At 57.1% G+C, this 26,468-nt stretch carries 25 protein-coding genes and 2 pseudogenes; 12 read left to right on the top strand and 15 right to left on the bottom strand.

Going from position 1 to position 26,468, the window contains the following annotated elements:
• Positions 1–1,693: 1,693 nt before the first annotated feature.
• Genes PGX04_RS08405 through PGX04_RS08385 form a run of 5 tightly spaced genes read right to left on the bottom strand, consistent with a single transcriptional unit; the run spans position 1,694 to position 6,422 of the window.
• Positions 1,694–2,392, bottom strand: a complete 699-nt coding sequence (locus tag PGX04_RS08405; protein ID WP_273738091.1) for an ABC transporter ATP-binding protein — start codon at positions 2,390–2,392, stop codon at positions 1,694–1,696.
• A complete protein-coding gene (locus PGX04_RS08400; RefSeq protein WP_273738090.1) occupies positions 2,392–3,171 on the bottom strand; it encodes an ABC transporter ATP-binding protein in 780 nt (259 codons plus the stop codon). Before PGX04_RS08400 ends, PGX04_RS08405 begins: the two co-directional genes overlap by 1 nt.
• Positions 3,171–4,277, bottom strand: coding sequence for an ABC transporter permease subunit (locus tag PGX04_RS08395; RefSeq protein WP_273738089.1), 1,107 nt, complete (start codon positions 4,275–4,277; stop codon positions 3,171–3,173). Before PGX04_RS08395 ends, PGX04_RS08400 begins: the two co-directional genes overlap by 1 nt.
• Positions 4,274–5,155: an urea ABC transporter, permease protein UrtB gene (gene urtB / locus PGX04_RS08390; RefSeq protein ID WP_273738088.1), complete on the bottom strand. Its 882-nt coding sequence runs from the start codon at positions 5,153–5,155 to the stop codon at positions 4,274–4,276. The genes PGX04_RS08395 and urtB overlap by 4 nt, the downstream gene beginning before the upstream one ends.
• A gap of 1 nt (position 5,156) precedes the next feature.
• A complete protein-coding gene (locus tag PGX04_RS08385) occupies positions 5,157–6,422 on the bottom strand; it encodes an urea ABC transporter substrate-binding protein (RefSeq protein WP_273738087.1) in 1,266 nt (421 codons plus the stop codon).
• Between the two features lie 1,232 nt (positions 6,423–7,654).
• On the opposite strand from PGX04_RS08385, the gene PGX04_RS08380 reads away from it, so the two are divergent.
• The 8 genes from PGX04_RS08380 (at position 7,655) to PGX04_RS08345 (ending at position 13,934) form a co-directional block, all read left to right on the top strand.
• The gene (locus PGX04_RS08380; RefSeq protein ID WP_273738086.1) at positions 7,655–8,041 is read left to right on the top strand and encodes an urease subunit beta; all 387 of its coding nucleotides are present in this window, start codon (positions 7,655–7,657) and stop codon (positions 8,039–8,041) included.
• Positions 8,038–9,744, top strand: coding sequence for an urease subunit alpha (gene ureC / locus PGX04_RS08375; RefSeq protein WP_273738085.1), 1,707 nt, complete (start codon positions 8,038–8,040; stop codon positions 9,742–9,744). Before PGX04_RS08380 ends, ureC begins: the two co-directional genes overlap by 4 nt.
• Before the next feature lie 119 nt (positions 9,745–9,863).
• The gene (locus tag PGX04_RS08370; protein WP_273738084.1) at positions 9,864–10,292 is read left to right on the top strand and encodes an urease subunit gamma; all 429 of its coding nucleotides are present in this window, start codon (positions 9,864–9,866) and stop codon (positions 10,290–10,292) included.
• Positions 10,292–10,912 (top strand): urease accessory protein UreG, encoded by a 621-nt coding sequence (gene ureG, locus PGX04_RS08365; RefSeq protein WP_273738083.1) that lies wholly within the window; start codon positions 10,292–10,294, stop codon positions 10,910–10,912. Before PGX04_RS08370 ends, ureG begins: the two co-directional genes overlap by 1 nt.
• On the top strand, positions 10,909–11,868 hold the full coding sequence (locus PGX04_RS08360) for an urease accessory protein UreD (RefSeq protein ID WP_273738082.1): 960 nt from the start codon (positions 10,909–10,911) through the stop codon (positions 11,866–11,868). Before ureG ends, PGX04_RS08360 begins: the two co-directional genes overlap by 4 nt.
• A complete protein-coding gene (gene ureE / locus PGX04_RS08355) occupies positions 11,868–12,494 on the top strand; it encodes an urease accessory protein UreE (protein ID WP_273738081.1) in 627 nt (208 codons plus the stop codon). The genes PGX04_RS08360 and ureE overlap by 1 nt, the downstream gene beginning before the upstream one ends.
• Positions 12,484–13,257 (top strand): urease accessory protein UreF, encoded by a 774-nt coding sequence (locus PGX04_RS08350; RefSeq protein WP_273738080.1) that lies wholly within the window; start codon positions 12,484–12,486, stop codon positions 13,255–13,257. Before ureE ends, PGX04_RS08350 begins: the two co-directional genes overlap by 11 nt.
• A gap of 449 nt (positions 13,258–13,706) precedes the next feature.
• Complete coding sequence (locus PGX04_RS08345; RefSeq protein WP_273738079.1) at positions 13,707–13,934, top strand: transposase; 228 nt, start codon at positions 13,707–13,709, stop codon at positions 13,932–13,934.
• Positions 13,935–15,038: 1,104 nt separating this feature from the next.
• Here the strand turns inward: PGX04_RS08345 and PGX04_RS08340 are convergent.
• From PGX04_RS08340 to PGX04_RS08330, 3 genes are all read right to left on the bottom strand, one after another.
• Entirely contained in the window at positions 15,039–16,328 is a 1,290-nt protein-coding gene (locus PGX04_RS08340) for an orc1/cdc6 family replication initiation protein (RefSeq protein ID WP_273738095.1), read from the bottom strand.
• A 730-nt stretch (positions 16,329–17,058) separates the two neighbouring features.
• Positions 17,059–17,373, bottom strand: coding sequence for a hypothetical protein (locus tag PGX04_RS08335; RefSeq protein ID WP_273738078.1), 315 nt, complete (start codon positions 17,371–17,373; stop codon positions 17,059–17,061).
• Positions 17,374–17,397: 24 nt separating this feature from the next.
• A complete protein-coding gene (locus PGX04_RS08330; RefSeq protein WP_273738077.1) occupies positions 17,398–18,327 on the bottom strand; it encodes a ribonuclease H family protein in 930 nt (309 codons plus the stop codon).
• Positions 18,328–18,424: 97 nt separating this feature from the next.
• Here PGX04_RS08330 and PGX04_RS08325 point away from each other — a divergent pair.
• A pseudogene (locus PGX04_RS08325) lies at positions 18,425–19,022 on the top strand (3'-5' exonuclease); the annotation flags it as partial.
• Positions 19,023–19,243: 221 nt separating this feature from the next.
• Here the strand turns inward: PGX04_RS08325 and PGX04_RS08320 are convergent.
• A complete protein-coding gene (locus tag PGX04_RS08320; RefSeq protein ID WP_273738076.1) occupies positions 19,244–20,059 on the bottom strand; it encodes a DUF8170 family protein in 816 nt (271 codons plus the stop codon).
• A gap of 82 nt (positions 20,060–20,141) precedes the next feature.
• On the opposite strand from PGX04_RS08320, the gene PGX04_RS08315 reads away from it, so the two are divergent.
• Positions 20,142–20,618 carry an ArsR family transcriptional regulator gene (locus PGX04_RS08315; RefSeq protein WP_273738075.1) on the top strand — a complete coding sequence of 159 codons (477 nt, stop codon included), beginning with the start codon at positions 20,142–20,144 and terminating at the stop codon, positions 20,616–20,618.
• Between the two features lie 416 nt (positions 20,619–21,034).
• Here PGX04_RS08315 and PGX04_RS08310 read toward each other — a convergent pair whose 3' ends face one another.
• The 6 genes and pseudogenes from PGX04_RS08310 to PGX04_RS08285 all read right to left on the bottom strand — a co-directional run bounded on the left by PGX04_RS08310 (position 21,035) and on the right by PGX04_RS08285 (position 25,669).
• A complete protein-coding gene (locus PGX04_RS08310; protein WP_273738074.1) occupies positions 21,035–22,159 on the bottom strand; it encodes a tyrosine-type recombinase/integrase in 1,125 nt (374 codons plus the stop codon).
• Between the two features lie 359 nt (positions 22,160–22,518).
• Positions 22,519–22,707 (bottom strand): annotated as a pseudogene (locus tag PGX04_RS08305) (transposase); the annotation flags it as partial.
• A gap of 51 nt (positions 22,708–22,758) precedes the next feature.
• A complete protein-coding gene (locus PGX04_RS08300; RefSeq protein WP_273738073.1) occupies positions 22,759–23,526 on the bottom strand; it encodes an MBL fold metallo-hydrolase in 768 nt (255 codons plus the stop codon).
• Between the two features lie 76 nt (positions 23,527–23,602).
• Positions 23,603–24,370 (bottom strand): helix-turn-helix domain-containing protein, encoded by a 768-nt coding sequence (locus tag PGX04_RS08295; RefSeq protein WP_273738072.1) that lies wholly within the window; start codon positions 24,368–24,370, stop codon positions 23,603–23,605.
• Between the two features lie 578 nt (positions 24,371–24,948).
• A complete protein-coding gene (locus PGX04_RS08290; protein WP_273738071.1) occupies positions 24,949–25,374 on the bottom strand; it encodes a universal stress protein in 426 nt (141 codons plus the stop codon).
• A gap of 100 nt (positions 25,375–25,474) precedes the next feature.
• A complete protein-coding gene (locus PGX04_RS08285; protein WP_273738070.1) occupies positions 25,475–25,669 on the bottom strand; it encodes a hypothetical protein in 195 nt (64 codons plus the stop codon).
• An 89-nt stretch (positions 25,670–25,758) separates the two neighbouring features.
• Here PGX04_RS08285 and PGX04_RS08280 point away from each other — a divergent pair, with 89 nt between their 5' ends.
• Both PGX04_RS08280 and PGX04_RS08275 read left to right on the top strand, forming a co-directional pair.
• Entirely contained in the window at positions 25,759–26,016 is a 258-nt protein-coding gene (locus PGX04_RS08280) for a hypothetical protein (protein ID WP_273738069.1), read from the top strand.
• Between the two features lie 141 nt (positions 26,017–26,157).
• Positions 26,158–26,468 (top strand): IS1/IS1595 family N-terminal zinc-binding domain-containing protein (locus PGX04_RS08275; protein WP_273738094.1); only part of this gene is annotated, 311 nt, incomplete at its 3' end.

The following is a 26,468-nucleotide window of genomic DNA, read 5'->3' as shown; positions in this document are numbered from 1 at the left end:
CGAGCATAGTTCCAACCAATCTCTACGACCTGCTCACTTCTCAAACTGCGCTAACTAGACGGTGCCCGTGGGTACAATCACACCCGTTGTGAGTGAGAAAGGAAGCCAATCCATGGAATTTGTGTAACTCACACCGCTACTATTTCTGATTCGAGAGGGTCTTCTCGGAGTTATCACTAGAAGAGACAGCGACGTCGACCGGAGAGCCGACGACCAAGACCGTTCGTGTCCGTGTTCCTATTTTGTAGGTGGCTCTATGGTGGTTCTCACGCGGTTCCGGCGGTTGGCGGGGTCACAACGGGTATGACACCACCTGCACTCGCTGTGCTGTCCTCGAGGAGAACCAGATGACAGTACCGATCCTCGAGCAGTCCGGTCGCCGTTTCGAGATCCATCGATAGGATCTGCTTTGGTGGCTGTTTTGGACTCACCTGCCGCGTTCTCTCTTCGAGATCCGATCCACCGAGTTCTTCATCGCCTATCAGACTCGTGTGATAGTCGTTCCATGCGGCTGCTCGCCCATGATCGCGGTCAGCGCTTGTCGCACGTCATCGCGAGTGAAGAAGACACACGCTCTGAACGGCATTCGGTTCGACTACAACCGGCCAGTCAAAGAGATCCAGAAGGCACTTGCGACAGATGAGGCCAGTATCGATGAGGGCGACGTGGTTGACTATTTACGAGAGCATACCGAGCCACTCACACCGGAATACGAGGCAACGATCCACCTTTGGCTGTCACGTATTGTGGGCACAGATTAGCTATCCAGGGCTCCTGAGCACGACACAGGTGACGATGAGCCACACGAACTGAACGACTATGACCACGAATCCCATAGTGGGAAGTGAGTACGGCCGCCGGAAGTGACCAGCACGAGATTCCCGATAAAATGTCTCCTGAGGAGGCGCGGTAGTATCTCATTCGGTTCCTCGGACGACGAGGCCTCGACGAGCACGAGGAAATCTACGACGAACTCGCAACTGAGTAGGATCTAATCCTATGCTGAGAGTTCTCCCTGTTAAATCCACCATTCAGGCAATACCGCCGTTCGGCCTTCCCAGCGAATCGAATCTACTGCCGACGAGAGCTGCTGCAGTCGGTTATTGAGCACGGGGAGTGGGTGTGAGAAAGGTTTCGCCATACCGATCGACAGACATGTCTTCGTAATTGAGCTGAATGTAGCAGGGGCCAAGATCTCAGTTAGACGTGGAGATACTAAACTATGGAGGCTGTTTCAGATCTTTTCCTTATGGATTGATCTTTATTTGGCCATATATTGAGAGTACACACAGTAGCGGACGATATCGTTGTAAGTTTGGCCCCAATCCGGAGGTTAACTACCGTCATCACGCATAGGACGTATATGCTTGACGTTCCGTTGCATACCGGCGCACAGCATCCCGACCTCCTCTGGGTACTCGTCCCGAGTATCTTATTATTTGTCGCGGGGGTTGCACTGGGAGCATTCTCTGATCGTCTACATAACTGGATCCAGCCCAGTCAGACTGTTTCGAATGATTGACTGATATCTATCGAGCGTTCGATTTCAGACGAACAGATACCTCGAACCCAGATAGCGAACTCCAGCGATCTCTGCAGTGTTTCGGCTACAGACAATGGCGTACTGCAGATAACTACGTTGAACCCGCTCTCTGTGCACCTTCGAGAAACCAAAAACGAGGATCGAAACTCGCTAGACTGCCAGGTACCTCGTCACGGCGTCACGAGACGAGAGTCGGTCAGGACCGAGTTCGTCGACGATTGTCCCCTTGTCGATGGCGTAACAGCGCTCAGCGAGGTTCTGGACGACGTGAAGGTTCTGCTCGACGAAACAGATCGTTGTGCCGATCTCTTCGTTGACCCGTTGCAGGTCCCGAGTGATGTCCTGAACGATAGACGGCTGCACACCTTCGGACGGTTCGTCGAGGAGGAGAAGAGCTGGATTGCCGACGAGCGCCCGGCCGATCGCGAGCATCTGCTGTTGGCCGCCGCTCATCGTTCCCGCCTCTTGTGTTCGTCGCTCCTCAAGGATCGGGAAGTAGTCGTAAACGGCCTCGTATTGGAGGTCGTCGTTGTCCACATTGATCGTCTCGCCCATCCGGAGGTTCTCCTCGACGGTCAGTTCGGGGAAGACGTCTCGGCCCTGCGGGATATAGCCTATCCCGCGGCGAGCGCGGTCATCTGCGCCGGCGTCAGTGATATCGGTTTCGTCGAACGTGATCGTTCCGTTATCGGCCTCGAGCAATCCGATGATGGCCTTCATCAGCGTCGTCTTGCCGACGCCGTTTTTTCCCATGATGCCAACGATCTCTCCGTCGTTGACGTTGATATCGATGTCGCGGAGGATCGGTGTCTTTCCGTACGAGACGTACAGATCAGTGATGTCGAGCATTAGTCGTCTTCTCCTAAGTAGATCCGTTTGACGTCCGGATTGGACGTGACTTCCTCAATCGTTCCCTCCGTGAAGATGCCGCCCTGATCAAGGACGGTGACGCGATCCGCGATCATCTCGACAAAATCGATGTCGTGTTCGATGACGATGAACGCGACGCCTTCCTTGGCCTGAATCGTCTGTAATATATCCGCGATTTCGGCCGTTTCCTCGACCGAGAGCCCGGCGACCGGCTCGTCTAATAGCATCAGCTTCGGCTCGAGGCCCATTGCCATCGCGATCTCGAGACGCTGTTGCTGGCCGTGCGAGAGGCTCGTAGCGGGCTCGTCAATCTCGGTCAACAGGTCGAACTGATCGAGAAGTTCGCGCGTTCGGGCCTCGAACACGTCGGATTCGACGGCACGCTGGAGGGGAATCCGCAGGTTCTGGCGTACCGTGAACTCCTCGTAGAGGCTCGGCACCTGAAACTTCATACTGATGCCCCGATCGACGCGCTCGTGGGACGGCAACCCCGTGATGTCGAACCTGTCGTAGTAGATCGAGCCCGCAGTCGGCTCGAGTCGACCCGTAATCAGGTTGAGGAATGTACTTTTTCCTGCTCCGTTTGGGCCGATGAGACAGCGCAGTTCGCTCTCCTCGACGGCCAAATCGACATCGTCGGTCGCCGTGAGCCCGCCGAACTCCTTGCGCAGGTCACGGGTTTGCAGGATCGTCGAAGTCCCCTCACCGGTCTCGTTAACGGCTGGGGTCGTCCTGACGGTCGGATCGCCGACCGCCATCAGTCGCTCACCTCCTCAGAGACCGCGGGCGAGTTGGCCGGCTCCGTAGTTGACCGACGGTCGACGATGAGATCGTGGAGCCATGGGCCGATGCCTTCGGGCATCACGAGAACCACGAACACCAACAGCGAGCCGATGAGGACTAGTGCCCACTGACTGCCCGAGAGGGCCAACCAGTAGTCGACAAGCTGGATTCCGAGTGCGGCGCTCGCGGTTCCGAGCAGCGACTGCCGACCGCCGACGGTGGCCCAGACGACCGGCAGCGACGCGGCGGTGATGCCGAAAACACTCGGATCGATGTAGTTGTTTTGCGTGGTGAAGAGGACGCCAGCGAGCCCGGCGATCGTGCCGCCAATCGTGAACACGGCGAGCTTGATGAACGTCGTGTCATAGCCGAACATCTCGGTTCGGGCCTCGTCCTCGCGGGTCGCGACCATTGCGTACCCGAACTGGCCGTTGACGAGGACGCGCAGCCCGAGGTACGTCGCCACGAGCGCACCGAGGGTCACGTAGTAGTGGGCGACGATCCCGAGCTCGAGTCCGACAGTACCGATCCCGATTCCCAGATCGGGGACGCCGCTCATCCCGTTGAACCCGCCGAGACGGGCGTCGCCGACGGCCCACTCGCCGCCTGCGGTCTGGCCCATGAATGTGTGCAAGACCAGCGCCACGACGAGCGTGAGGATCGTCACGTAGACGTCGCGAACACCGCCATAGAACATGAAGTAGCCGAGTGCTGCGGCGGTAACCGTCGAGGCGACCAGTGCTGCGAACAGCCCCAAGGTGAGCCCCGTGAACGTCGCGACGTTGATCGCGACGATGCCAAACGTGTAGCCGCCGATGCCGAAGAAGGCCACCTGTCCGAAGCTGAGAATGCCGCAGTAGCCCCAGAGGAAACAGAGGCTCATCCCGAGCAGTGCGTACGCAAGGAACACTGCGCCAGTCGCGGCGGCGTACTTCCCGAAGAGGACCGGCGCCGCCGCCAGCAGCACGACGGCGACGACGAACCCGTACCAGAACGTAGGCGAATTTCCTATCGTGTTCGGCCCCTCGAGCACCCTGGTGAGCCCACCGAGGAGCCCCGCGCCGGATGAGCCGGTGCTCATTGGTTCCCACCCCACTTGTCGCGAACGTCCTCGAGCAAGCCGGTAATTCCGTCGGGGAGCAGCCGGATGACGACGATCGCGGCGATGAGCATCGCGACTTTTCCCATGAAGGTGCCCGCGAGGTTTGTCATGCCGGCGTTGACTGCCCCGAGGAAGCCGCTAGCGAGGATGGTTCCGACGAGTACGCTCGAGCCGCCGACGACGACGGTGACGAACGCCTCGACGAGGAACGACGAGCCGTACCCGGGCGTAACCGTCAGCACGGGGGCATACAGCGAACCGGCCAGGCCCGCGAGTGCGGAGCCGATGGCGAACGTGGCCATGTACATGCGGTCGGTGTCGACACCCATGCTGCGAGCGGTCGCCTCATCTTGCATTGTCGCGCGTGCGCGAACGCCGAAGTCGGTCCACATGAACAGGGCATAGAGCCCTGCTAGCACGGCGACCGAGACGGCGGCGAGGACGAAGTAGTAGGTCGGCGCATCGACGGCGCTCACCTCCCCGAAGGGAATGCCGATCCCTGGTGTGGAGTTGCCGAAGACGATCCGGACCAGTTGGACCACCACGAGGGAGATTCCCCAGGTCACGACCATCGAGTCGAGCAGCCGCCCGTAGAGTCGGCGGATGATGAACCGCTCGAGGACGAGCCCGAAAACGGTTGCAGTGAGGACGCCACAGCCCATCGCTAACGCGAGCGGGAGACCAGCAGCTGCCGAGAAGGTCGTCGCGTACGCGCCCACGAGGATGAACTCGCCGTGGGCGAGATTGATGATTCCCATCATACCGAAGATAACCGCGAGGCCGACCGTCGCGAGGACGATGAACGCGAAGACCTCGACGAACTCGAAACCAAGACCGAGAAGTTCGGAACCGGCCATCTCAGATCCCCCCGTAGACATCCTGCGGTTCGTACTGCGTCCGCTCGGGATCAGTCGTCAGGTCGCAGCCGACGTCCTGCAGGAAGGACGGTTCGATGTACTGTGCCTCGTCGAACGTGATCTCGTGCGTTTCGTCGGCGTGGCCGACACGCATTTTGTGTACCATGTGGTGTGTCTCGGGATCGAGTCGAACGTCTCCCTCCGGCGCTTCCACGGAGAGTCCGGACTCGAGTTCCTCGATCACGATCTCCTGGTCGAACGTGCCGGCGCGTTCGACTGCCTTCTTGTAGAGGTAGATCGAGAAGTAGTTATTCTGTGCCTCCTGGTTGAGGTACTTAGCGTCGTCCCAGCGGTCGTAATACCGCTCGACGAATGCCTGGTTGCGATCGGTCGGCAACTCCTCCATGTAGTTGACACCGACGTACATATCGGTCAGCGCTGGTGGATCGAGTCGCAGGTGTTCGTACCCCTGGGCCATCGTCGTTGAGGAACCGATCGGAATGTCGAGGCCGCTCGCGGCTCGTTGTTCGTAGAACGAGCTATGGTTCTGGCCGACGAGCATTGACATCACGAAGTCGGCATTCGATGACTGAATATTGTTGATCGTCGACCCGAACTGGGTCTCGCTCAGCGGGATGTACTCCTCGCCGATGACCTCGGCCCCGTGTTCCTCGGCGATGAGCTTTACCCAGTCACCAGACAGCTGGCCGAAGTTGTAGTCCGCCGCAATCGTGTAAATCTTTTCGCCGTACTCCTCGATCAGATACGGGACGACGGCTCCGAGCTGCTGACGGGCCGTCGCACCAAGGGGAAACACCGTCTTGTCGCAGACGCCGCCCTCGTACTGCGTCGTGTAAAAGTACAGCTGATCGTGTTCGTTGATCAGCGGCCGGATCGCCTCCCGGGTCGCGCTCGAGTAGCCTGCCCAGAGCGCGTCGACGTCCTCCCGATAGATCGCGTGTCGGGTGAGATCCTGATAGCGCATGTTGTCGGACTGGGGATCCGGAGCGAAGACGTCGATTTCCTGGCCGAGGATGCCACCGTCGCGGTTAATCTCTTCGATCGCCAGGATCGATGCGCGGTACTTCGCCGTTCCCGTCAGGGCGAAGTCTTGGGACCGATCCTCGAGGATGGCGACGGTCGGTCCGTCGGACCCTGCTTGGATGCCGAGGATACCTCCCTCCTGAACGCAGCCGGCAGTCGACGCGAGCGTGCTAGCTGCCCCGCCGGCGAGCATCTCTCGACGGGACAGTGTAGGGCTTGTCACGAGCGATCACCGGAGCGAAGCCACGCCTGGAATACGCAACTTTTGACTCATATCGATCCAACTCCGTCGAAATATACCTGGCATCCCAACTGATATGCGTACGAATTCCACATACCAGACCACGGTTGTTTTATATTCATCCACATCCGGTGGAGAGAGAAGAGATATAAAAAGGTTCTCTCAAGATAGTACAATCACTACCGGATACTAGTGAAGGGATTAACCGTAAAGAATGAATATTATTCCGCCTATTATCTGGGGCTTTCTCAGATTATTGCGGAAATATCCGACCGAGTGTTTACAAAGTCCCGCGGTCGAGATCCCCTGACTTCGGACTGTTGGGTATCCGTCTGTACGATGAGTCATCGCAATTCGATACTACCGGACCTCTCGACGCAGAATACGGTCCATCACCGATTGACCGAAGATTGTGCGTACGATAGATAGGAAACCGCAATATAATCAGACAGAGTAACCGTATCACGGAAAACGAGAATCTCAACCGGGGAATCAAAACGGTAACAGCGACCGTGCGAGCGTCTTCGACCGGTATCAGGGGTAACTGACGGAAGACCTTTCGACGATCGGGCCCGCACCGGCGCCGGTCGGTGTTTTAGGAAGATGTATTCCGATCATATTCTGGCGGAAACATAAATTCAGATATATAGTTCCGATATCTACTGTGTATTTGTACACCTCCTATCGGTGGAATACTATCGAGTGTGAATTCACAGGCGGTACGAGGTGGATGCCTCGACCCTTGAGATCGGGGAGGGAGCCGACGACTTCCTTCGAGAAAACAGCGATACGGAAGTCTGGCCGATAGCGCGACCCGCACGATTCGATCGGGATGACCACAACTGGTCGGGAAACCAGACTCTCATGAAAGTCCCTAAGAATCGCGCGCGCACCTACAAATTGATTCTGTGAGTCGGTAACTCAACTCCCAATGGAGGAATCCTTGCGTTTTAGGGCGGAGAGGATGCCATCATCGCTGGTTAACGAACTCGTCTTTTTCGTCCTATATGTGGATAGATGAACAGTCCTAAAACAGCCTTCTAGAACGAATATGCTATTGCGAAGATTATTAACAAATATACACTACATCCGACTATTACTTCGCAAATATTGTTGTATGCGGATACGTTTACTTCGTCTGTTCTCCTATCTGGCTACGTGATGGAAATATTCCCGTTACATGAGTACTCTGATATTATCGGAGTGATTTGGATATGAGTGGATTCGTTCCGGGAGAACTGCTTCCGGCTGATGAGCTAGTGACGATAAATGACGGACAGCCGACGGTGACGGTCACGGTCGAGAACACCGGTGACCGCCCCGTACAAGTTGGTTCGCACTTCCACTTCTTTGAGGTCAATCCCGGTCTCGCGTTCGACCGCGAGACCGCATACGGAATGCGACTGGACATCCCCGCGGGGACGGCCATCAGGTTCGAACCGGGTCGCGAGCGCGATGTCGACCTCGTTGCTATCGGCGGCGATCGGATCGTCCATGGGATGGCCGGGCTGGTCGACGGCGAACTCGACGACGAGGACGTGAAGGCGACGGCGCTCGAGCGCGCTCGAGAACGGGGATACATCGGAGAGGGCGACGAATGAGTCGCGACCTGCCTCGCAAAGAGTATACCGACCTGTTCGGGCCGACCGAAGGGGACCGGCTTCGACTGGGCGATACGAGCCTGCTGGCGAAGATTGAGACGGATCACACTGTCCCCGGCGAGGAGGCGGTCTTCGGCGGCGGGAAGACGATGCGCGACGGGATGGGGATGCAGTCTGGGACGACCCAAGCCGAGGGCGCGCTCGACTGGGTGTTCACGAACGTCGTGATCATCGATCCCGTGCTGGGCGTCCGGAAGGGCGACATCGGCGTCCGAAACGGAGAGATCGCCGGCGTCGGCAAAGCGGGCAACCCAGATACGATGGACGACGTCGACATGGTGATTGGCCCGAGTACGGATACGATCCCGGCGGACGGGCTGATCGCGACCCCCGGCGCGCTCGACATTCACGTCCACTTCAATAGCCCGCAACTCGTCGAACATGCGTTGGCTTCGGGCGTGACAACCATGCTCGGCGGCGGCTTCGGCGGCGGGGCGACGACCTGTACACCCGGGCCGCAGAACGTCAAACGGTTCCTGCAGGCCGCCGAGGACTGGCCGGTCAACGTCGGCTTCTACGGCAAGGGCAACAGCAGCGATCCCCAGCCGCTGCGCGAACAGATCGAGGCCGGCGTCTGCGGACTCAAGCTCCACGAGGACTGGGGCTCGACCCCCGCCGCGATCGACACCTGTCTTGAGGTAGCCGACGACGAGGACGTGCAGGTCTGCATCCACACGGACACGTTAAACGAGTCGGGCTTCGTCGAGCACACCTTCGACGCGATCGACGGGCGCGCGATCCACACCTTTCATATCGAAGGGGCCGGCGGTGGTCACGCCCCAGATGTGCTCGAGTTGATCGGCCACGAGCACATGCTGCCATCGTCGACCAACCCGTCGATGCCCTACACCGAGAACACGTTCGACGAGCACCTGGACATGGTGATGGTCTGTCACCACCTCAACCCGGACGTCCCTGAGGACGTGGCCTTCGCGGAGTCGCGCATCCGTGCTGAGACGATCGGCGCGGAGGACGTGCTCCACGACACCGGCGCAATCAGTATGATGACGACGGATTCGCAGGCAATGGGCCGAATGGCCGAACTCGTCTGCCGGACGTGGCAGACCGCCCACAAGATGAAAAGCCAGCGTGGCCCGCTCGAGGCCGACGCGGGAACCGATGCCGACAACGCCCGCATTGCCCGTTACGTCGCAAAGTACACGATTAATCCAGCGATCACCGCAGGGATCGACGACTACGTGGGTTCACTCGAGCCCGGAAAGCTCGCGGACATCGCGCTCTGGGAACCCGGCTTCTTCGGGATCAAGCCGAAGGCGATAATCAAAGGCGGCTTTCCCGTCTGGTCCCAGATGGGAGAGGCCAACGGCTCGCTGATGACCTGCGAACCGGTCATCGGTCGCGAACGCGCCGGCGCACAGGGTCGGGCGAAACACGGCCTCTCGGTGACGTTCGTCAGCGCGACCGCAGCCGAGAACGAGATTGGCGCCGCCTATGGACTCAAAACGCCGGTTCGACCAGTCGAGGGAACACGGTCGGTCCGCAAGTCCGATATGCACCACAACGACCACTGCCCGGACGACATCAAGATCGACGCCCAGACGTTCGAGGTCCAGGTAGACGGCGAACACGTCAGCTGCGACCCGGCCGACGAAATCCCACTCGCACAGCGGTACTTACTCTGAACCATGAATCGCAGAGACACAGCGATGATAGTCACGACGACAGTTACAGTGGTATCGACGACGCGGAGACCCAACTCGAGCGGGCGAGACCAGCCGACCGCCTGTTCGGAGGTGGGCCGATGAACCTCTCACCGAAGGAGATGGAGCGGCTGACAGTCTTTATGGCCGCGGAACTCGCCCGCCGACGCAAGGCGCGCGGCGTGAAGCTCAACCACCCCGAGACGGTCGCGTACATCTCCGACTGGGCCTGCGAGGCCGCCCGCGAGGGCAAGTCCGTCTCGCAGATCCGCTTGGAAGCGACGCAGCTGCTTACCCGCGAGGACGTCATGGACGGCGTTCCCGAACTAGTCGACATGATTCAGGTCGAGCCGGTCTTCCCCGACGGCACCAAGCTCGTTACAGTTCACGATCCAATCAGAGCCGACAGTCGCGAACAGCTCGGGACGGTCGATCCGGACCCGGACGAGGAACTCGGGACGGACGACGCGACCGCGGACGGAGATGTACACGAAATCGACAGCGGTACCGAACCGATGGAGGGCGACTGATGGGGTATCGAGACGTGGCAAAGGTCGGTCTCGGCGGCCCCGTCGGCTCGGGGAAGACGGCGATGGTTCGGCGACTCGTCCCGGAACTCGTCGCACGCGACTACGAAGTGGGCGTCATCGCCAACGACATCATGACCCAGGAAGACGCCGATGTCTTCCGCGAGTCGTTCGCCGACCTCCTGCCTGCGGATCTCGTAGAGGGCGTCGAAACGGGAGCCTGTCCGCACACGGGGATTCGCGAGGATCCTTCCATGAACCTCGCGGCCATCGACGAGTTCACCGAGCGCCACCCCGATCTGGACGTGGTCCTAATCGAGAGCGGCGGCGACAACCTCGCCGCGACATTCAACCCCGAACTCGCCGACTACTTCCTGTTCGTCATCTCCGTCGCGGAGGGCGAGGACATCCCACGTAAGCGCGGTCCCGGCGTTACTCAGGCGGATCTGCTGGTCATCAACAAGACTGACCTCGCGCCCCACGTCGACGCTGACCTCTCGGTGATAGAAGACGACGCCACGGCAGTCCGGGGTGAGGACCCGTTTGTCTTCACGAACTGCAAGGACGGCGAGGGGATCGACGCCGTCCTCGAACATGTCAAGCGCGAGGTGTTGTTCGCGTGAGTACCGGCCACTCGAGCGCCGCGGCCGACCCAGCGCGACTACCGCCCGCCTTCGAGGGCTACGCCGACGAACCCCTCGGACAGGCCCCCGCCGGTGGCCCGGGAAAAAACGGACTACTCGAGGCGACCGTTGCCCGTGAATCCGACGGTCCGACCCGCCTGATACGGGACCGCGTGGAAGTCCCTTACCACCTGACTGGGACGCTGGAGACCGATCCGGCGCCCGGGCTGACGACGCTCGTCGCGCAGGAGCCGACAGGTGGCGTCGCACAGGGCGACCGTCATCGGATGACGATCGACGCGCGAGCCGGCGCTCGTGCCCGCGTGACGACCCAGAGCGCGACGAAGGTCCACAGTATGACCAAGAACTACGCCCACCTCGACGCCTCGATTCGGGCCGCGGCGGGGAGCTACCTCGAGTACGTTCCGGGGCCAACGATCGTCAACGAGCACGCCCGCTGTCTCCAGACCGTCGCGGTCGACCTCGCCCCCGATTCGGTCGTCGTCGTCGCGGATGTACTTGTCCCAGATGGCCTGAGCGATCACAAGCCGTTCGGCTTCGACCACTATCACGCGCGCGTCGAAGCCGAATGTGACGGCCGGCTGGTCTGTGCCGACGCCGTCGACCTGCGACCCGACGAGCGCGATCCGCGGGGTCCGGCCAGCGTCGGCGAATACGGCGTCATCGGCTCGCTATACGTCTTCGCGCCGGACGGTGACGAGGAAACCGATTCCTCGAGCGCAGATCTCGAGGTACTGATCAAATCCGTCCGCGATCGGCTCGGCGAGTGTGATGACGTCGCGGTCGGCGTCTCAACGCTCCCGTACGACGCCGGCGCGATCATCCGGCTCCTCGGTCACCGGCAGACAGACGTCACCGCTGCGCTTCGCGATGCATGGGACGAAACGAGACGGACGACACTAGGGGTCGGCATACCCGCCGACCGGCGATACTGATGGAGCGAATCGACGGAGTCGTCGGCAACGTCCACGCTGACGACGAACTCGCCGTGTTGCACAAAACTCACGAGGAGCGGGGCACCCTCGAGCGGGTCGTCCTCAATGCCGAGAATCGCCGCCGGTCACGATTCCGGGCGACGACCGACGCGGGGACGGACGTGGGCGTCATCGTCGACAAACCGGCCGTGTCGGTTGGCGACGTACTGGCGGTCGACGACGACCGGATGATCGCCATCGCGTTCGAACCCCGCGACGCGCTCGCGATTTCGCTGCCCAACGCGACGAGCGAGGCGCTTGAGGCCGCGGTCGAACTCGGCCACCGCGTCGGCAACCAACACTGGGACCTCTCTGTCGAGGACGGCACCATCTACGTTCCGATCGAGGCGGACCGCCATATCGTCGAGCGCGTCGTCGCCAACGTCGTCCCCGGCTCCGAAATTCGGAAGACGACGGTCGAGGCCGACCTATTCGTGACGGACCTCGAAGACGAGGAGACTGATTCTGACGATGGTCATCGATCCGTCCCCGGCCTCGAACACGACCACGAACACGGTCACGGCACTGGCGGGCACGCGCACGAACACGGTGAGCATGATCACAGTCATTCCCACCATGACCACTGATCCAGCGCCGTTTCTGACCGCCCTCCGGCTCTCGGATTCGTTTCTTCCTGTCGGGGGATATACGGCCTCGTACGGCCTCGAGCAGTATATCAACGAAGACCGAATCGAAGACGGAGACGACCTCCGGGAACTGGTAGCTGCCTATCTCCGACGTGTCGTCGGCCCGTGTGAAACCGTTGCACTGGCGAACGCCCACGCCGCAAGTACCGCCGGCGACCTCGAGCAACTGCTGGCCGTCGATGAGCGACTCCACGCGGTGACGATGCCTTGCGAGTTCCGTGAGAGCTCGACGAAAGCCGGCGTGAAGCTGTGCGACCTACTGAGTCCCGGTTCACGACCGACGCACTCGAATTCGGGCGAGGAGCAGAACGAAGACGAAGCAGGTACCGACACGAAATCGACGGCTGCCGACGGCGGGGATATCACGGCCAACTTCGCCGAGGCCATCGAGACTGGCGCGACGCCGGGCCACTATCCGGTCGTTTTCGGTGTCGTCGCCGCGACGCGCGGTCTCTCGACACTCGAGGCGTGCCTCGCACATGCGTACTCGTTCGTTACGGGTTTGCTCGGGGCGGCACAGCGGCTCGGCCGGTTTGGTCACACCGAGATCCAGTCGGTGCTCGAGACGCTGCAGCCGGTGATCGCGACAGTCTGCGAGCGCCACGTCGACGACGATGTCACGGCGATGGCCTCGTTCGCCCCCCTCGCAGAGATCATGGGGATGCGTCACGAACACGCCGGCAGACGGCTGTTCATGAGCTGAACGGATCGGCCAGCGATAGCTGCTACCCCCGGATCCGAGGTTGAACTCATATACGTTGGGTGGGGTACCTTCCTCGAGGCCGATCACCGGGATATCGGAGATGTTATGGACGTCGACGCGGCGGTGTTCACGCGCTCTATGACGGAGTGGTTTCCAACGTACGATACTCTATAGGGAAGATGCCGTCCACATGAGCGGCTAAGACTGGCGACCATTCGAAAGGACTGTATCACAGTCACAAATAGTTCTCACTGTGTTCCCGCGGGTCGTACGAAAGATCGTCATTCCTCTGGAGATACGTTGTTCTATCGACAGCCACGTCGCCGAGGATCATCCATACGAGGCCGGTGACTTTCTCGCATGTGAACGGAGCGGTAACTGATTGCTCGCCATCCGTCACGCCCCGGTTCTGAATAAGTCGTCGACGCCGAAGCGTCGCTTCGAGACGGTTGTCGACGAGTGCGATCACGTTTGGTGAGCGGATAACCAAGGAGACCGTCTGTGACGCCTTAGAGGCGATCCGCGAGCAGAATCCGGTCGGGCGGATTCTGCTCGTGGTGGACAACTCCGGCTCCCCTCACGCAAAACTCACTCAACAACGGGCCGACGAACTCGGCATCGAGTTCGTCTTCATTCCGCCGTATTCGCCGACGTTGAACACGATCGAACCGCTCTGAAAGAGTCTCAAACGAGAGATTTTACCCGAAATCTACGAGAATGAAGACCACTTCAGGCAATTCCTTACTGAGATGTTTCTCCGGTTGAGTAGTCGCGTGAGCTTTGCTGTTGACTGGATAGCTGCCGAACATCCAAAAGTTGCGCTGATCACTCTGCATCGAGCGGCTCCGTGTTGACCTCAACGACTCCTAACTCAATCAGCTGTCGAACGCTGGCTAAGAAGAAACCATACCTCTAGATTAGCGGCGTTTCAGTGTAACTATGCGGGCTTTCTACACTTTGCATAAGAGCGACAACTGAGCCGATGTTAGCCTACGCTTATGAAAAAGAGATACGATATTACAATTGAAAAGCAGACAAGGATTATCATCGAGTAGTGAGGGATCGTACATCGAACTCATCTACGAGGTCCTTGACCGTAGCGACGCTAAGCGACTATTGAAGATATTAGTAAGTGCAGTCGATGCCGGCTCGCCAGTGAGGGTATCCTGTGGATAAGACTCGACCTCCCCACACTCCCCCCCCCCCGTCATCGATGTGTAAAATCCTGCGAGAGGAGTGGGGACAGAACGTGAGAAGAGTGAAAAACGACGAAAAGTAGGTATACACGGTAGAGGCGGTCTCAAACGGTAGACTCTCGTTCTAATTCATGGTTGTATCTAGTCTGGCAAGGCTTTATATAGTAAGCGTAGTAACCATATCCGCAATAGACCTGATAGCGAGGAGAGGAGGAAATCAACTCCGACGAACTGAGCGTAGTTTCTCTTCCCATCGAGACCGTCACAATGGTTGTTTGTTCCGATATCTCCGTTCTTGTGTCCTCTGATGCCGATACAACCTCTCATCCCGATCTTCGACCTTCACCTCTCTCTGCCGTTTACACTTCGATGACGGGGGGAGGGTGTTCACGAGAACATTGGGATGCAGTCTTCTGTCGCAGTTCTTGAGGAAGCTTGATAATGCCCCTGACTTTTCACTCATTGATTGTGTCAGTAACACTTTGCTGACCTTGAGATGTGTCCTTATCGGATTGGATCCAAGTTTACACATCGAAGACGGGGGGTGGGGGATCAAGAAGTTCCTCTGCGTGGCCCACCGCTAACTCACTGATTATGGAACTTCTTTAACTGTGAGTTGATGACAGTTCGGAGGAGTTCTTCTTGGTCGGAAACTGCTTCCATTCGAGTATCATCGACAATCCGGTTCATCATTGCTGCGGGATCTCCTGTGAAGGTGAACTCCATGTACATTCCGCCACCACGCCCTCGACTCTTCCGGGAGGACGAGATCAGACCATACGTGGAGAGTTCTTTGACATACTTGACGTATGTCTCGCGGGTCATCTGGTCAGCATCTATCTCTTCGGTAATCCATTGATAGACCTTGAATCCAACTGGACTTGGAACGGAGCTCCCTGACCAATTCGAGAAATGCGCAACAGAGGCTGTCGCGTAAAGTGAGATCTTTTTTTGGGTCGTCAGTCCCTCAACAAGCTTTAATGAGCGATCCTTGTCAATTTCCTCCTGGGATTCGCGGACATGGTCTTCGCGAACCTTCTCGTCACCACGTTCATCCGCGAGATCACCGGCACCGCGAAACAAGTCAATTGCTTTTCGTGCGTCCCCATGACTCTGTGCTGCAAATGCCGATACGAGGGGTAATACGTCGTCAGTTAATGCATCAGGCCGAAAGGCATCACGACGATTTTCGAGTATCTGGCGTAATTGATTTGCATCATAATCTGGGAAATAGACATCTCGCGGATTAAATGAACTCTCGGCACGACCGTCGATGTCCTCCATAAATTTTGGGTCATTCGTCAGTGCAGCGACTGATACCTGCCCTTCGATTTCGTTTGTATTACTCGCTCGTGATAGTTGGTAGAGCAGTTTTGAATAGGCAGGTTCGTCGTTTGCTCGCCGGCCGACCAAGAGGTCAATCTCGTCGAGGATGAAAATGACCGAGTCATAGTGTTCGTTGATAAGTTTATACAGTCGTCGATATTTATGCTTCGTCGATACGCCCGTTTCAGGTACGCCGATCTTCGTGTCGACATCCTTCGCAACGGTCTGGACGAGCTCGAAGACTGCTTGGTCGAGGGTGTTGATCGGCTGGCAGTTGATATCGACTACACCGAAGCGTTTGCCCTTCGATTGACAGAGCTCGATAATTTGTTGTGTGACTGCCCCAATGATGAGTGATTTCCCTGTCCCGGCAGGACCGTATAACAGCATATTTGGGGGGCGATTTCCTTGGAGGGTCGGTTTCAGAAATGAGACAACAGATTCAAGTTGATCGTCACGACCGACGATTCGCTCCTCATCGATGATTGTGTCTGGCTCGACAAGGTCTCGATTGACGAAGACTGATGTCTCCCCCTCATCGTCGAGCATGTCCCGGATCGATCGCTGAGTACTGTCTTCAGTAGTTACTTTATCTTGGTCCGGCACCGTGTCTCCGACAGCTTCTATTTGTTCTTCGTCAACTCTAGAATGCGTTCCTTCACCAAGGATAGATTGATCCGCCTCATCTTGATCACTACCGGTCATACGCTTAGTGTACGCCGGAGCGTTAAAAAGATTCACCCCCGTCGATGTTTATTCGGGCGATATAACTAATCTATCTCCGTAATATCCGGTTTTACGCTCTCTGTGGTAGAACCGTCACCGAAGTACATTCGATAAGAGGCCCCCCGTCATCGATGTGTAATGAGGTTCGCCTCAACTTCGTGCGAATCTGAGTATCTGCTCTTCGACACGATCTCCGCCTCCCCCGTCATCGAAGTGTAAGCCATGCGTCTGACACCCCGGCATCGAAGTGTAAACTCTGACCCGGACACCCCCTATCATCGATATTAAAATTGTCTTCTCCCCTATTCTCGTCAGTGTCATTCGTCGCCGGTTCGAGCTGAAAACAGATCTCGAAGCTACCCTCGACATCCTTGGTCACAACTGGATGGCGACCTTCGACGTTCCACGCGAAAGCGTACTTGAGAACCGAGGAAACGCGCAACCTGAATATCCCCTTCGGGGAATCCTCGCCCTTTAGGGCGGGGAGGATGTCAAGTGAGTTAGTTGACCAACAACGGATTGAATGTCAATTCTCTGCTTGTTAACTTGATGGTCACATCTCGCGATCGATTTCGAGCTTCCGCATTGCTCGTTCAAACACGTCGGGATGTCGATGAGCGAGATTTTCGAGATGATTCCGAATAGACTGGGCAGGATCGACGTCGACGTCGTCCGTATCTTGGAGTTCACGCCAGAACTGATGCATCTCTTCGCTCACGGAGACGCCTATCGTGTGGTCCTTTACGCCAGTGTTGAGCGCGTCGTAGTAGGATTCGGTATCGAAGTCCGACGCAGGTTGCTGGTCCTCTCGATCTTTTTCGTCCGCTGCGTCATCCATCGCTTCGCCGAATGGATTGTCGTTGCTCATACGCCCTTATTCTTAAGCTTAATATTAAAGATATGCGTCTAACGTCTCGTTCGAGATCTCAACGTCTTGTTCGGCAGCGAACTGCTGTGCGCCAGCTCGGAACGCGTGATAGCACTTCTGTCGAGTATCACGTGGGGTCCCATCGCTGACTTCGACGACGGACTCGATGGCACTTGCAGCGTACGGATCTGAAGGATATCCGGAATCATAGTCCTCTTCGCGGGCCCAAGCCAGCCACCGAGCGATGAGTTCCTCCGTTTCTGCGAACCCGAATCGTTCCAGCGTCCGATCCTTCGCGACGAGTCGGGAACTGAGCGTCTCGCGCAGTTCGTCGATTCGATCGCCAGCCCGCTCTGTTCCAAACAGGAAGAGGATGAATACTGGTTCACTATCTCCGAGGTCACCGACGCTCTGCAACGCGGCTAGTAACTGCTCAAAGGTTCGCGTATTCCGTGCCGCATCTTCCAGTTGGTCAACTTGGATGATACACGCGATATTGAGTGATTCGAGTTGTTCGGCAACCTCTTCGACAAGCTGACGAACTTCGTCTGTGGCATGAGGGTACGACTCTGGAATCTCGAGGTCATCGTACTCACTGAGTTCGTCAAGAAGACGCGTATAGAAGCGACGTGTCGTGATGGACTCGACTTCCCGTATTCGAGCGACTCGGAACTCATCGCTTCGAGGACCCTCTGAAAGAGCATCGTACACGAGATCGCGGAAGTGAGATTTTCCAGCGCCCCGTTCATCGATGATTGAGATGTGGCCTGCTCGATTCAAGATGTGGCTCGCAACCTCATTGAGGAGTTCCTGATTCGCGCGAACCGCGATACTCGCGTCAGGAAGTGTCTCGGCCGTGAATGGAATCCGCTCTGGCTTGATACCGAGCTGATTCGCATAGGCTTCCTGTACCTCCTCTGTTTTATCGAGGGCCTCGCTGAATTGATCGCCCATAGTGGCTCCACATACCGAACCGACTTAAATCTAATCTGAATATTAATCTTAAGATTAATCTCATTCGTTCGGCCCTTCTCTGAATTGAGTACCTCTCGAGTCTCGAGATGTCGCAGTTCTCACGCGGACACGAGAGTTCGGCCGAGACCTGCTGCAAACCGCCGAGGAGTACGGACTTCCGATGGCGTACGAGGGGTGGAATTGAACTGTTCCGCACCCCCCAGGCGAAACTGCTGCTTGCGTGGCTCCGCATCCTCGAATCCGACACCGACCGCGGCTGGGCGGTCATCCTCGAGGAAGCAGGCTACACACTCAATGAGATCAAGCACATCCTGGAGACGGAGGCATATCCCGAGAACATGCGCTTGTTCTGCGATAAGTTGGTACAACTGGAGACGCTTGGTGGGGTGGCAGAACGTGTCTTCTCGCGGTACGGGTACGACGGTGCCACGGCCGATGTCGTCCTCCACACGATTCAGTCAGTACACATCGCGATGACGCTGACCCGTGGAGACCTTATCCGGTTCATTGAGCGCGGCATCGAAGCCGGAAGTATCCACGACGTCCACGCGAACGCCGGTGCGAAATCGGTGACGGTCCAAACGATTCACGCAGCGAAGGGGCTCGAGCATCTGGTCGTCGTGCTCGCGAACATGAACAGTGAGCGATTCCCGCTATCGGGTGGAGGAAGTTCACTCCAGCCTCTTGTTAATGGGTGTGACTTGGGTTTAATCTCAGAGTTAAGATTAACTGCTCCTTCTATCCTGATACCGGATGGCGTCGTTTCATGGAAGACCTATTCAAATCAGTGGGGCTCCCTTTTCTCTCGGGCAAGATGACTTTCGATTGGACACGCTGATGCCGACTAACAATGGAAGACTTATCCTTAAGATTAGAATTAATATTAAAACTAGCCTTACCGTTGTTCCCACTTTGGTCTCGGTGACCCTGGAAGATCATCTGTAGCGTCGAGTAACTCTTCCTCAGTCGTCCAGGGAGAACATCGCCCATGGAGTTCGAAGAGACGGAAGTCATTCAGATGCACCCAGCTGTACGACGGAACCTCGATATTGTGTTCTTCGAGCTTGGTCCTCACCTCATCGACCGAGATGTCAATCTCAGCTTGGTTTGCTCGTTCAACGAGCGCCTCGAGTTCTGCAGTCTTCGTCTTGTCATCGATATCGGTGGCAGCTATGATTTGCGCAGCAGCAGCGATTACATCACGTTCGTCGGTGAGGTGGTCCTCCGTTTCCCACTGGTATGCGCGCGGGAAGGCGTACGCCTTTTCGAAGTACTCTGTTTCGCCCAGTTTGCCGAGCTCGTTGATCTCCCCGCCCGCATCTTGCTCGAACACGGCAGCCACGTAATCACAGAGTGTCGCCGTGATATGGAACTTCACGCGGAACTCCGGAAGTCGGGGGAGCTCAATGTCTGAGAGGTCCCCAATGAGGAAGGCATACGTTCTGTATCGACGGTTCAACCGATCACTGACTGCCCGTACTCGGCGGAGATACGGATCACGATAGCTCCCGAGGACGAGATACGCGGTTTGATCACGGTCGTAGATTGCCGGTGTCTCACTGTTTGCCCACGAGAGGATTCGCACGGCCTCCGTCGACCCGACGTCGAGCCCGCGTAAGGCCTGCTGCACAGCCTTCATGATCTCGCCTGAGTTTGGGGGAACGGATGGAGCACTCATAAGCGGAAACAGTACTGGCTGGGTAAAAGGCATTTCTAACTGACTCAGTATTTCGACGATTCTATTGACTTGTTCAACCCAAACCGTTATGCAGTCGAGCCCACTACTCTACAGTATGAGCGACACGGCCCCAGAAGGGTTCGAGGATCCTTTCGCAGAGCAGCAGCGAATGCGTGAGCTGCTCTCCCAGGAAACGCGCCACCTCATCTTGCAGTTGATCCTCGGTCACCCAGCACACCTCGCGTCGTTGGCCGAGCTCGACTACATGATTCCGAAGAACGAGGCGGCCATCCTCGACCAGCTCGAGACGCTCCAAGAGGCAGGAATCCTTGACGTCTACGTGCACGAACCCAACGTGTCGACGCGAGATCTCCCGTCAAAGTTCTGGGGACCAACCGAGCGCGGGGTTGAGATCCTCTACGACCACAACTTCCTGCGGGGCGTCCCAGTTGCACGCGCGGTCTATGAGGAGACGAAAAAATCCGAGCGGGTACAGCGCCACGAGGACGCACCGCGGCCGACGCTTCCCAAAGCCGTGAGAGAGGCACTCGAATTCGACGAACCGGATATGGAAGCAACTGGGTCCCCCTAGCGGTTCGTTTGGAGAGATCCGAGAAGAGGAGTTTCATGCTGCGTTCTGATTGACTCGTACTCCGAACGCCGTATTCATCGCTGCGAGCGCTATTTCCCGGTGCTGATATTCTTGGCACTATCCGCCATGGTTGTTCTCTCAGAGCTACCCTGCTAGCTCTAAGCTACCGACATCTTGGCCCTTTGGGGTGATACTACGAATGGGCGGACATCTTCTTAATTCTAATCTTAATATTAAACAACCTCGGGAAACCCCATTTCCGTGAGTAAGGGATAGCGTTGGGAGTTTCAATGCTTCCATCCGTAGTCAACGATGAATGAGCCACTACAGTCGACCAAACGCGCCTAATATTAAGGTTAATATTAGAGTTATTGGGTGGCCAGAAGGCCCCATCTGCCTTAACCAACAACCGCCATTCAATTCTTGAGAAGATCGTCTACTTGCTTCGCGGTCTCTGCCGCCTGGATGTCGGAATAGGATTCGTGGGTTGTCTCGATGCTCGCGTGTCGGAGCGCTGATTGGGCGAGTTCGGCGTGGCCACTCGCGTAGAGTTCGTGTCCAAGCCCTCGACGGGCCCCATGTGGCTTCAGGTAGTCACCGTCGACGTCGAGGTCAGCGTCCTCACACAGCCGCTTCATCAAGTTGCGAGCACCGTTCGTCGAGAGCGCTGGTGGGACGACCTCATGTTCTCGGAGCACTGTGTCGATGTCATTGCTCTCTAGGATCGTCTCGATTTTGTCGTCCGGAACACCCTGATAGGCCAACTGCTCACGAACGGCGCGATATTTCGACGGGACGTGTCCGCTGGGAAAGACCGGCCACTCGTCGGTCGGTGGATTGAGGATAGTCCTGTACCGCTCTAGTACCGTGGCGGCCCGCTCGGGAAGCTGTGCGTACTCGTACTCTCGTGACTTCCCGAGGACGCGGACGGCACCGGCGTCGAGTTGGACGTCTCCCCAGGTGATGCCGTTCCGCTTGTCGTCTGAGGGTTCAGCGAACACCTCTGCGCCGCGAACGCCCGAGAGTCCAAGAAGATAGACGACTGCTCGATCGCGAAAGGCCCGCTCACGACTCACGTCCGCTTCTTCGTCAAGGGCGTGGTCGACACGTTCGTCGACGTAGCGCATGATCGCCTGCCGCTCCTTTTCTCGCCAGAACTGCCGGTCGGCGTCACCGAGATCCTCGGGGAGCTCGTCGGTGGCGCGCTTCGCTTTCGCCGGATTCGTATCGAGGAGCTCGTCAGCGACACAGAACGTGAGAAACGCGCGGATGTACGCGTAGTAGGTGGTCGCAGTACTCGCTTTTAGATCGCCGTCGCGGGCCCGCTGTTTGAGGTGGCGCGCGTATCGACGGCAGTCGAGGACGTCCAGGTCCTCGAGGCTCCTCACACCACGCTCCTCGCGTAGCCAGGTGCGCCACGTCGCGAGAGCCGACTCGAAGTTCTTCCGGGAGTTACCAGCCTCGACGCTGTCGAGGTACTGCTGGATGGCCGTTTCGACTGGTGTTTCCCCGGGTGTAGCGTCGCCCTCATCGGGTTCCATAGTTCGTACTCGACCGACGGCGGCGACCCACGTAAATCTACTGTGTACAACTGCACTAATACACAGTAGATACTGAGTCCTCTCATTCCGCTTATTTCGGCCCACTCGAGTGTTCTATGGAGTAATCTACCCTCTATAAATTGTATTTCGATACATAGAATTCGTTCGTGGGGAAGTTGAGACTACAGCGGGTTTAGGGCCTGTAATGTGTGGTTTCGACCGAATCGACGAGGAGAAACTGCTTCAAACCACTCTCTGAACGAGGTATCTTGTTATATTCCCAATACCATATCCGAATTTTGTCAACTTCCGTCAGTGTTGCCACTCAGAGCTCACGCTAACCCAATCTGGGGGTTTTACTACCCGATTCCGGTTTCCTTCTTCAACAGCATCAGCGTATTGTCGGCCGTCACGATTGGCGAATGCTCGTATTTACCGGTCAATTCGACCTACACGAGTAGATCGACTGCTCGCCAGATCGAGTACAGCAGATAGGCGAACGCGAAGTAGAAGAACCGCAGCCCGAAATTCTTCGACGTAGTTCTCGCTGAACAGGTCGCGGTACTCTTCAGGTGGTATGAGTCCCGTTCGACCCATAGCTAGTTTTCGAGAGTGATTTTCTCTCCGTCTTCAGGAACGTGAACATCCTCTGTCTCCGCCCGCAATTCCTCGCGGGTGAGCAAGCAATGGTTGATCGCTTCCATATGAACGACAACGACCATAGCATCAGTCGTATCACGGACAGCGTTGATATCTTCGACGCCCATCGTGATGGGTTCGCCCTGATCAAACTGCGCTTTGCCGCCGTTGAGAACGACCATATCCGGCTCGAATTGGTTGAGCGTCTCTTCGACCGGCTCGTACCAGATCGTGTCGCCGGCGACATACACCGACTCATCGCCCCCGAACACGAATCCCGAGACAGGGCCCATTCCCTCGGCTAACTCACCGTGGCCGTGGCGACCGGGTGTCCGATGAATGGTGACGCCCTCGAACGAGGTTTCGTCGTCGACAGGCCGGACGTCAGTGAAGCCCTTGTCGGTGAAGGCCGCGGACTCCTCGGGCTGACAGAACAGCGATACGTCGGCGTTGAGTTCCTCTCGGGTCGCCCCGTCCCAGTGGTCGGGGTGGCGGTGCGTGACGACTACAGCGTCATAGGTGAGGTCGACATCGGGCAGCGAAACAAGCGGATTCCGGTCCTGGTTCGCCGTGGTAAGTGAGTCCGGAACTTCCGGGTTGTCCGTCACTGTTGGCATCTCGCCCTGCGGCGTGAACATCGGGTCGACGAGGAACGTCGTGTCACCAACGTCCAGGAGGAGGGTTGCGTTGCGAATCAACTGAACACTAGCACCAGTCGTGGTTGTCATACAAGATGGTCTACGAGAGTCATTGGGGTGAGATTTACTTCGATATATTCCAACCCCCGTTGGTTCGACGTGCCGTCTACTGGATGAACTCGATGTCCTCAGGGTCGAGATCCACGTTCAGGTCGACATCGAGTGAATCAGCCGCGAACTGTTGTGCCAGCCATGCTTCCGCCCGGTTGAGACGGTACTGGAACGTCGACCGCGACACACCAACGTCTTCGGCGATTTCCGTGACCGACTGCTGCCGTGGCTCTTCGTAGTACCCGCGTTCGATTGCAGCCTCGAGTGCTGACTTCTGTTCGGGCGTGAGGGTCTGCTGGACGCGGCCGTCTTCGAGCAAGCACGGTGGCGTCCCGAGTCGTTCGACAGTAAGCGACAACACCTCTCGTAGGTTCGCACGGACTTCCTCGTGAGTCTCCGATGCTGTCCCGTCGATGAGCAGTCGCCACCGGTATTGGTTGCCACGCCGTTCAGTGCGCATTATCAACCCCTCGCCGATGTGCTTTGCCGCGACTAAGGGGATCGACCGTGGGCCGTCGCCTTCTCGGCGAAGCCAATGAATTTTCCGCGATTCAGCATTCGACGAGAGGATCGTGTACTCGTACTCGGTCACAGGTGCGCCGCACATACCGGTAGTACTCGGATCATTAGCGACGCGTTCCAGCTCGTCGTCGAACTCGTCGAGGACAGCAGCGGGGCCAACGACCTTCTCAATACCCCACACTGTCTCACTGGTCGCATTGATCTCCATCGACCGGGCATACAGATTCGGATGTTCGATGAAGAGATCCATCACCCCATCAGTCCCGTTCTCGTATTCAACTGTGAAGACGAACTCCCGCATGATACTGCACATTATCGCTTACCCTGTTTAATCTTGCTTGAGAGGTACCCGGTCTTGTGCGGGTGCAGAGAAAGGGCTGAACACGTGAGCTACGCTCTCAATCCTCGTAAAAGTACAACAGTCTCTATGAATATTTGCACCATATGCATTGAGCAGGTCAGGCTCAACTACTGGCGGCGATTACTCAATACTCGTCTCGAGTAGTGAGTCGTCCGAAAACAATAGTATCGAGAGTCAACGGGACGATTTGGGCTACACCGTATCCCGCTGCGAAAGCGCATCCTCAATTTCGAGCCCGTAACTCGCAACGATATAATGGAGGAAGATGAGGTCGAGCGCCGGAAGCATGCAAATGGGACTGTCACCTACCGACGGACCGAATAGCCGTTCTACCCGATTCCGGACATAGTTGTTCTCTGAGTCGCCATATGGTTCGGTCCACTAGAAACCGTTACAGTCTAAGAGATACGGAACTAATTTGTTGGTATTATACCATTCCATCATCTATATAGCATATTCTAAGAAAGAATTGTCTGGCGCGCTATAGAGCGTCTACACAAAGTAAAGGGTGAGAAAGATTACCGGACAATAGTCACTGGAACTGGTGAGCGCCGTGTCACGGCCTCTGCAACGCTTCCAAGGAGGATACGACTGGCACCAGACCGTCCATGGCTCCCTATGACGACGTGGTCGATATCATTCTCATCTATATATTCATGAATTGTTTGAATTGGTAGCCCCGTCTCGAGTTCGGTTTCAATGACAGTCCCATGGTCGACTGCAGTTTGACGAGTGCGCTCGAGTAGTTCTTCCGCTCTGTTGCGTAGTTGTTGGATGTACTCTTCACTAAAGCGATAACCTTCGTCGCCGTACATGGCGATTTGATTGACGTCGATCACGTGGAGGACTGTAAGGTTGTCATCCGAATATTCTTGTAGAGCATATTCGAGCGCTTTAGTTGACTGACTTGAATGGTCAACTGGAACGAGGATATTGCGCACCATGGTAGATATTGGCACCCGACCTATAAATCGCCATCTGTCTGTCAAATAGGCCTACTTTCCCGCATTCCCTCTCTTGTGGTTATTTGTACCGCCTCGAGAGCTAACGTGGCAGTTCGGACTTCACCGCTATCCCGCTGCGAAAGCGCATCCCCGATCCCCGGCCCGTGACTCGCGGCGATCTCGCCGGCCAGCACCTACGCTCGAGCCGCCCGTTCGGGTTGGACCTCCTTTTTCGACCCGGGTGGTATTCGACGAGCGCCTCGACGGCGAGGAAGTCTTCTTGTGGGGTTCGCATCACCGCGATTGGGCTCAGCTTCCGATAAAAAGCGTCGAGATCTCTGTCCCGTGTGAATGTTTATCACTCTCTGTCCCCTACCATTTCTCATGGCCAACGAAACCCTAGTATACACTGCCTTGCTTCTCAGTATGGTTCTCGGTGCCGTAATTGTCGTGGGAGGGATATTCTTCCAGAACGGTATCGGGGCGATAGCAGCACTTGGGAGTGTTTTTATATTATTATGCATCAGTGGGTTAGCGTATTTAGCAAGCGAGAGCGAGACCGAGGCCGCGGTCGATACCTCGACACCGACAGAAAAGAAAGCCGAAGAGTCCGAATCGAGGCACGAAAGCAAAACTGGGTGAGGTATCAGGACTCATTCCGTGCACTGTGGGATGCTTTTCAAGTACAATTAATTGACGCTCATCAGAAGCAGATTGTTGGTCGGGGAGAGCTGCCGCTGGAAAGCATAGCGGGCAAGGGTGACGCTCACGCGTCACCCGAGTATTTTCCCATTCGAACTGTTTCGCTCGGAGGCGAGCGCCTCGAACCTGCTCCAGCAGGTTCGCTGGCGCGAGGGCCTCCAGTGCCCGCGCTGCCGGTCTGAGTCGGTGATCAAGTACGGCAGCTATCGAGCGTATCAGCGGTACCGCTGTAAGGATTGTGGACGCACGTTCAACGACAAGACCGGCACGATCTTCGCGCACGCGAAGATCAGCCTCGAAAAGCTGTTATTCGCGTTTTACTCGTTGCTCCGGTTCAACACAAGTATCCGCCAGTTAGATGCTGAACTTGACGTCTCTTACCGGTCACTTCG

The sequence above is a fragment of the Natrinema soli genome, from assembly GCF_028618695.1.
This window is presented reverse-complemented; position numbering and strand designations above follow the sequence as displayed.

Coding starts and splice junctions, on each gene's coding strand:
- PGX04_RS08405 (WP_273738091.1), bottom strand. CDS start 2,392: ATGCTCGACATCACTGATCTGTACGTCTCGTACGGAAAGACACCGATC.
- PGX04_RS08400 (WP_273738090.1), bottom strand. CDS start 3,171: ATGGCGGTCGGCGATCCGACCGTCAGGACGACCCCAGCCGTTAACGAG.
- PGX04_RS08395 (WP_273738089.1), bottom strand. CDS start 4,277: ATGAGCACCGGCTCATCCGGCGCGGGGCTCCTCGGTGGGCTCACCAGG.
- urtB (WP_273738088.1), bottom strand. CDS start 5,155: ATGGCCGGTTCCGAACTTCTCGGTCTTGGTTTCGAGTTCGTCGAGGTC.
- PGX04_RS08380 (WP_273738086.1), top strand. CDS start 7,655: ATGAGTGGATTCGTTCCGGGAGAACTGCTTCCGGCTGATGAGCTAGTG.
- ureC (WP_273738085.1), top strand. CDS start 8,038: ATGAGTCGCGACCTGCCTCGCAAAGAGTATACCGACCTGTTCGGGCCG.
- PGX04_RS08370 (WP_273738084.1), top strand. CDS start 9,864: ATGAACCTCTCACCGAAGGAGATGGAGCGGCTGACAGTCTTTATGGCC.
- ureG (WP_273738083.1), top strand. CDS start 10,292: ATGGGGTATCGAGACGTGGCAAAGGTCGGTCTCGGCGGCCCCGTCGGC.
- ureE (WP_273738081.1), top strand. CDS start 11,868: ATGGAGCGAATCGACGGAGTCGTCGGCAACGTCCACGCTGACGACGAA.
- PGX04_RS08350 (WP_273738080.1), top strand. CDS start 12,484: ATGACCACTGATCCAGCGCCGTTTCTGACCGCCCTCCGGCTCTCGGAT.
- PGX04_RS08340 (WP_273738095.1), bottom strand. CDS start 16,328: ATGCTCGACGATGAGGGGGAGACATCAGTCTTCGTCAATCGAGACCTT.
- PGX04_RS08335 (WP_273738078.1), bottom strand. CDS start 17,373: ATGAGCAACGACAATCCATTCGGCGAAGCGATGGATGACGCAGCGGAC.
- PGX04_RS08330 (WP_273738077.1), bottom strand. CDS start 18,327: ATGGGCGATCAATTCAGCGAGGCCCTCGATAAAACAGAGGAGGTACAG.
- PGX04_RS08320 (WP_273738076.1), bottom strand. CDS start 20,059: ATGCCTTTTACCCAGCCAGTACTGTTTCCGCTTATGAGTGCTCCATCC.
- PGX04_RS08315 (WP_273738075.1), top strand. CDS start 20,142: ATGAGCGACACGGCCCCAGAAGGGTTCGAGGATCCTTTCGCAGAGCAG.
- PGX04_RS08310 (WP_273738074.1), bottom strand. CDS start 22,159: ATGGAACCCGATGAGGGCGACGCTACACCCGGGGAAACACCAGTCGAA.
- PGX04_RS08300 (WP_273738073.1), bottom strand. CDS start 23,526: ATGACAACCACGACTGGTGCTAGTGTTCAGTTGATTCGCAACGCAACC.
- PGX04_RS08295 (WP_273738072.1), bottom strand. CDS start 24,370: ATGCGGGAGTTCGTCTTCACAGTTGAATACGAGAACGGGACTGATGGG.
- PGX04_RS08290 (WP_273738071.1), bottom strand. CDS start 25,374: ATGGTGCGCAATATCCTCGTTCCAGTTGACCATTCAAGTCAGTCAACT.
- PGX04_RS08285 (WP_273738070.1), bottom strand. CDS start 25,669: ATGCGAACCCCACAAGAAGACTTCCTCGCCGTCGAGGCGCTCGTCGAA.
- PGX04_RS08280 (WP_273738069.1), top strand. CDS start 25,759: ATGGCCAACGAAACCCTAGTATACACTGCCTTGCTTCTCAGTATGGTT.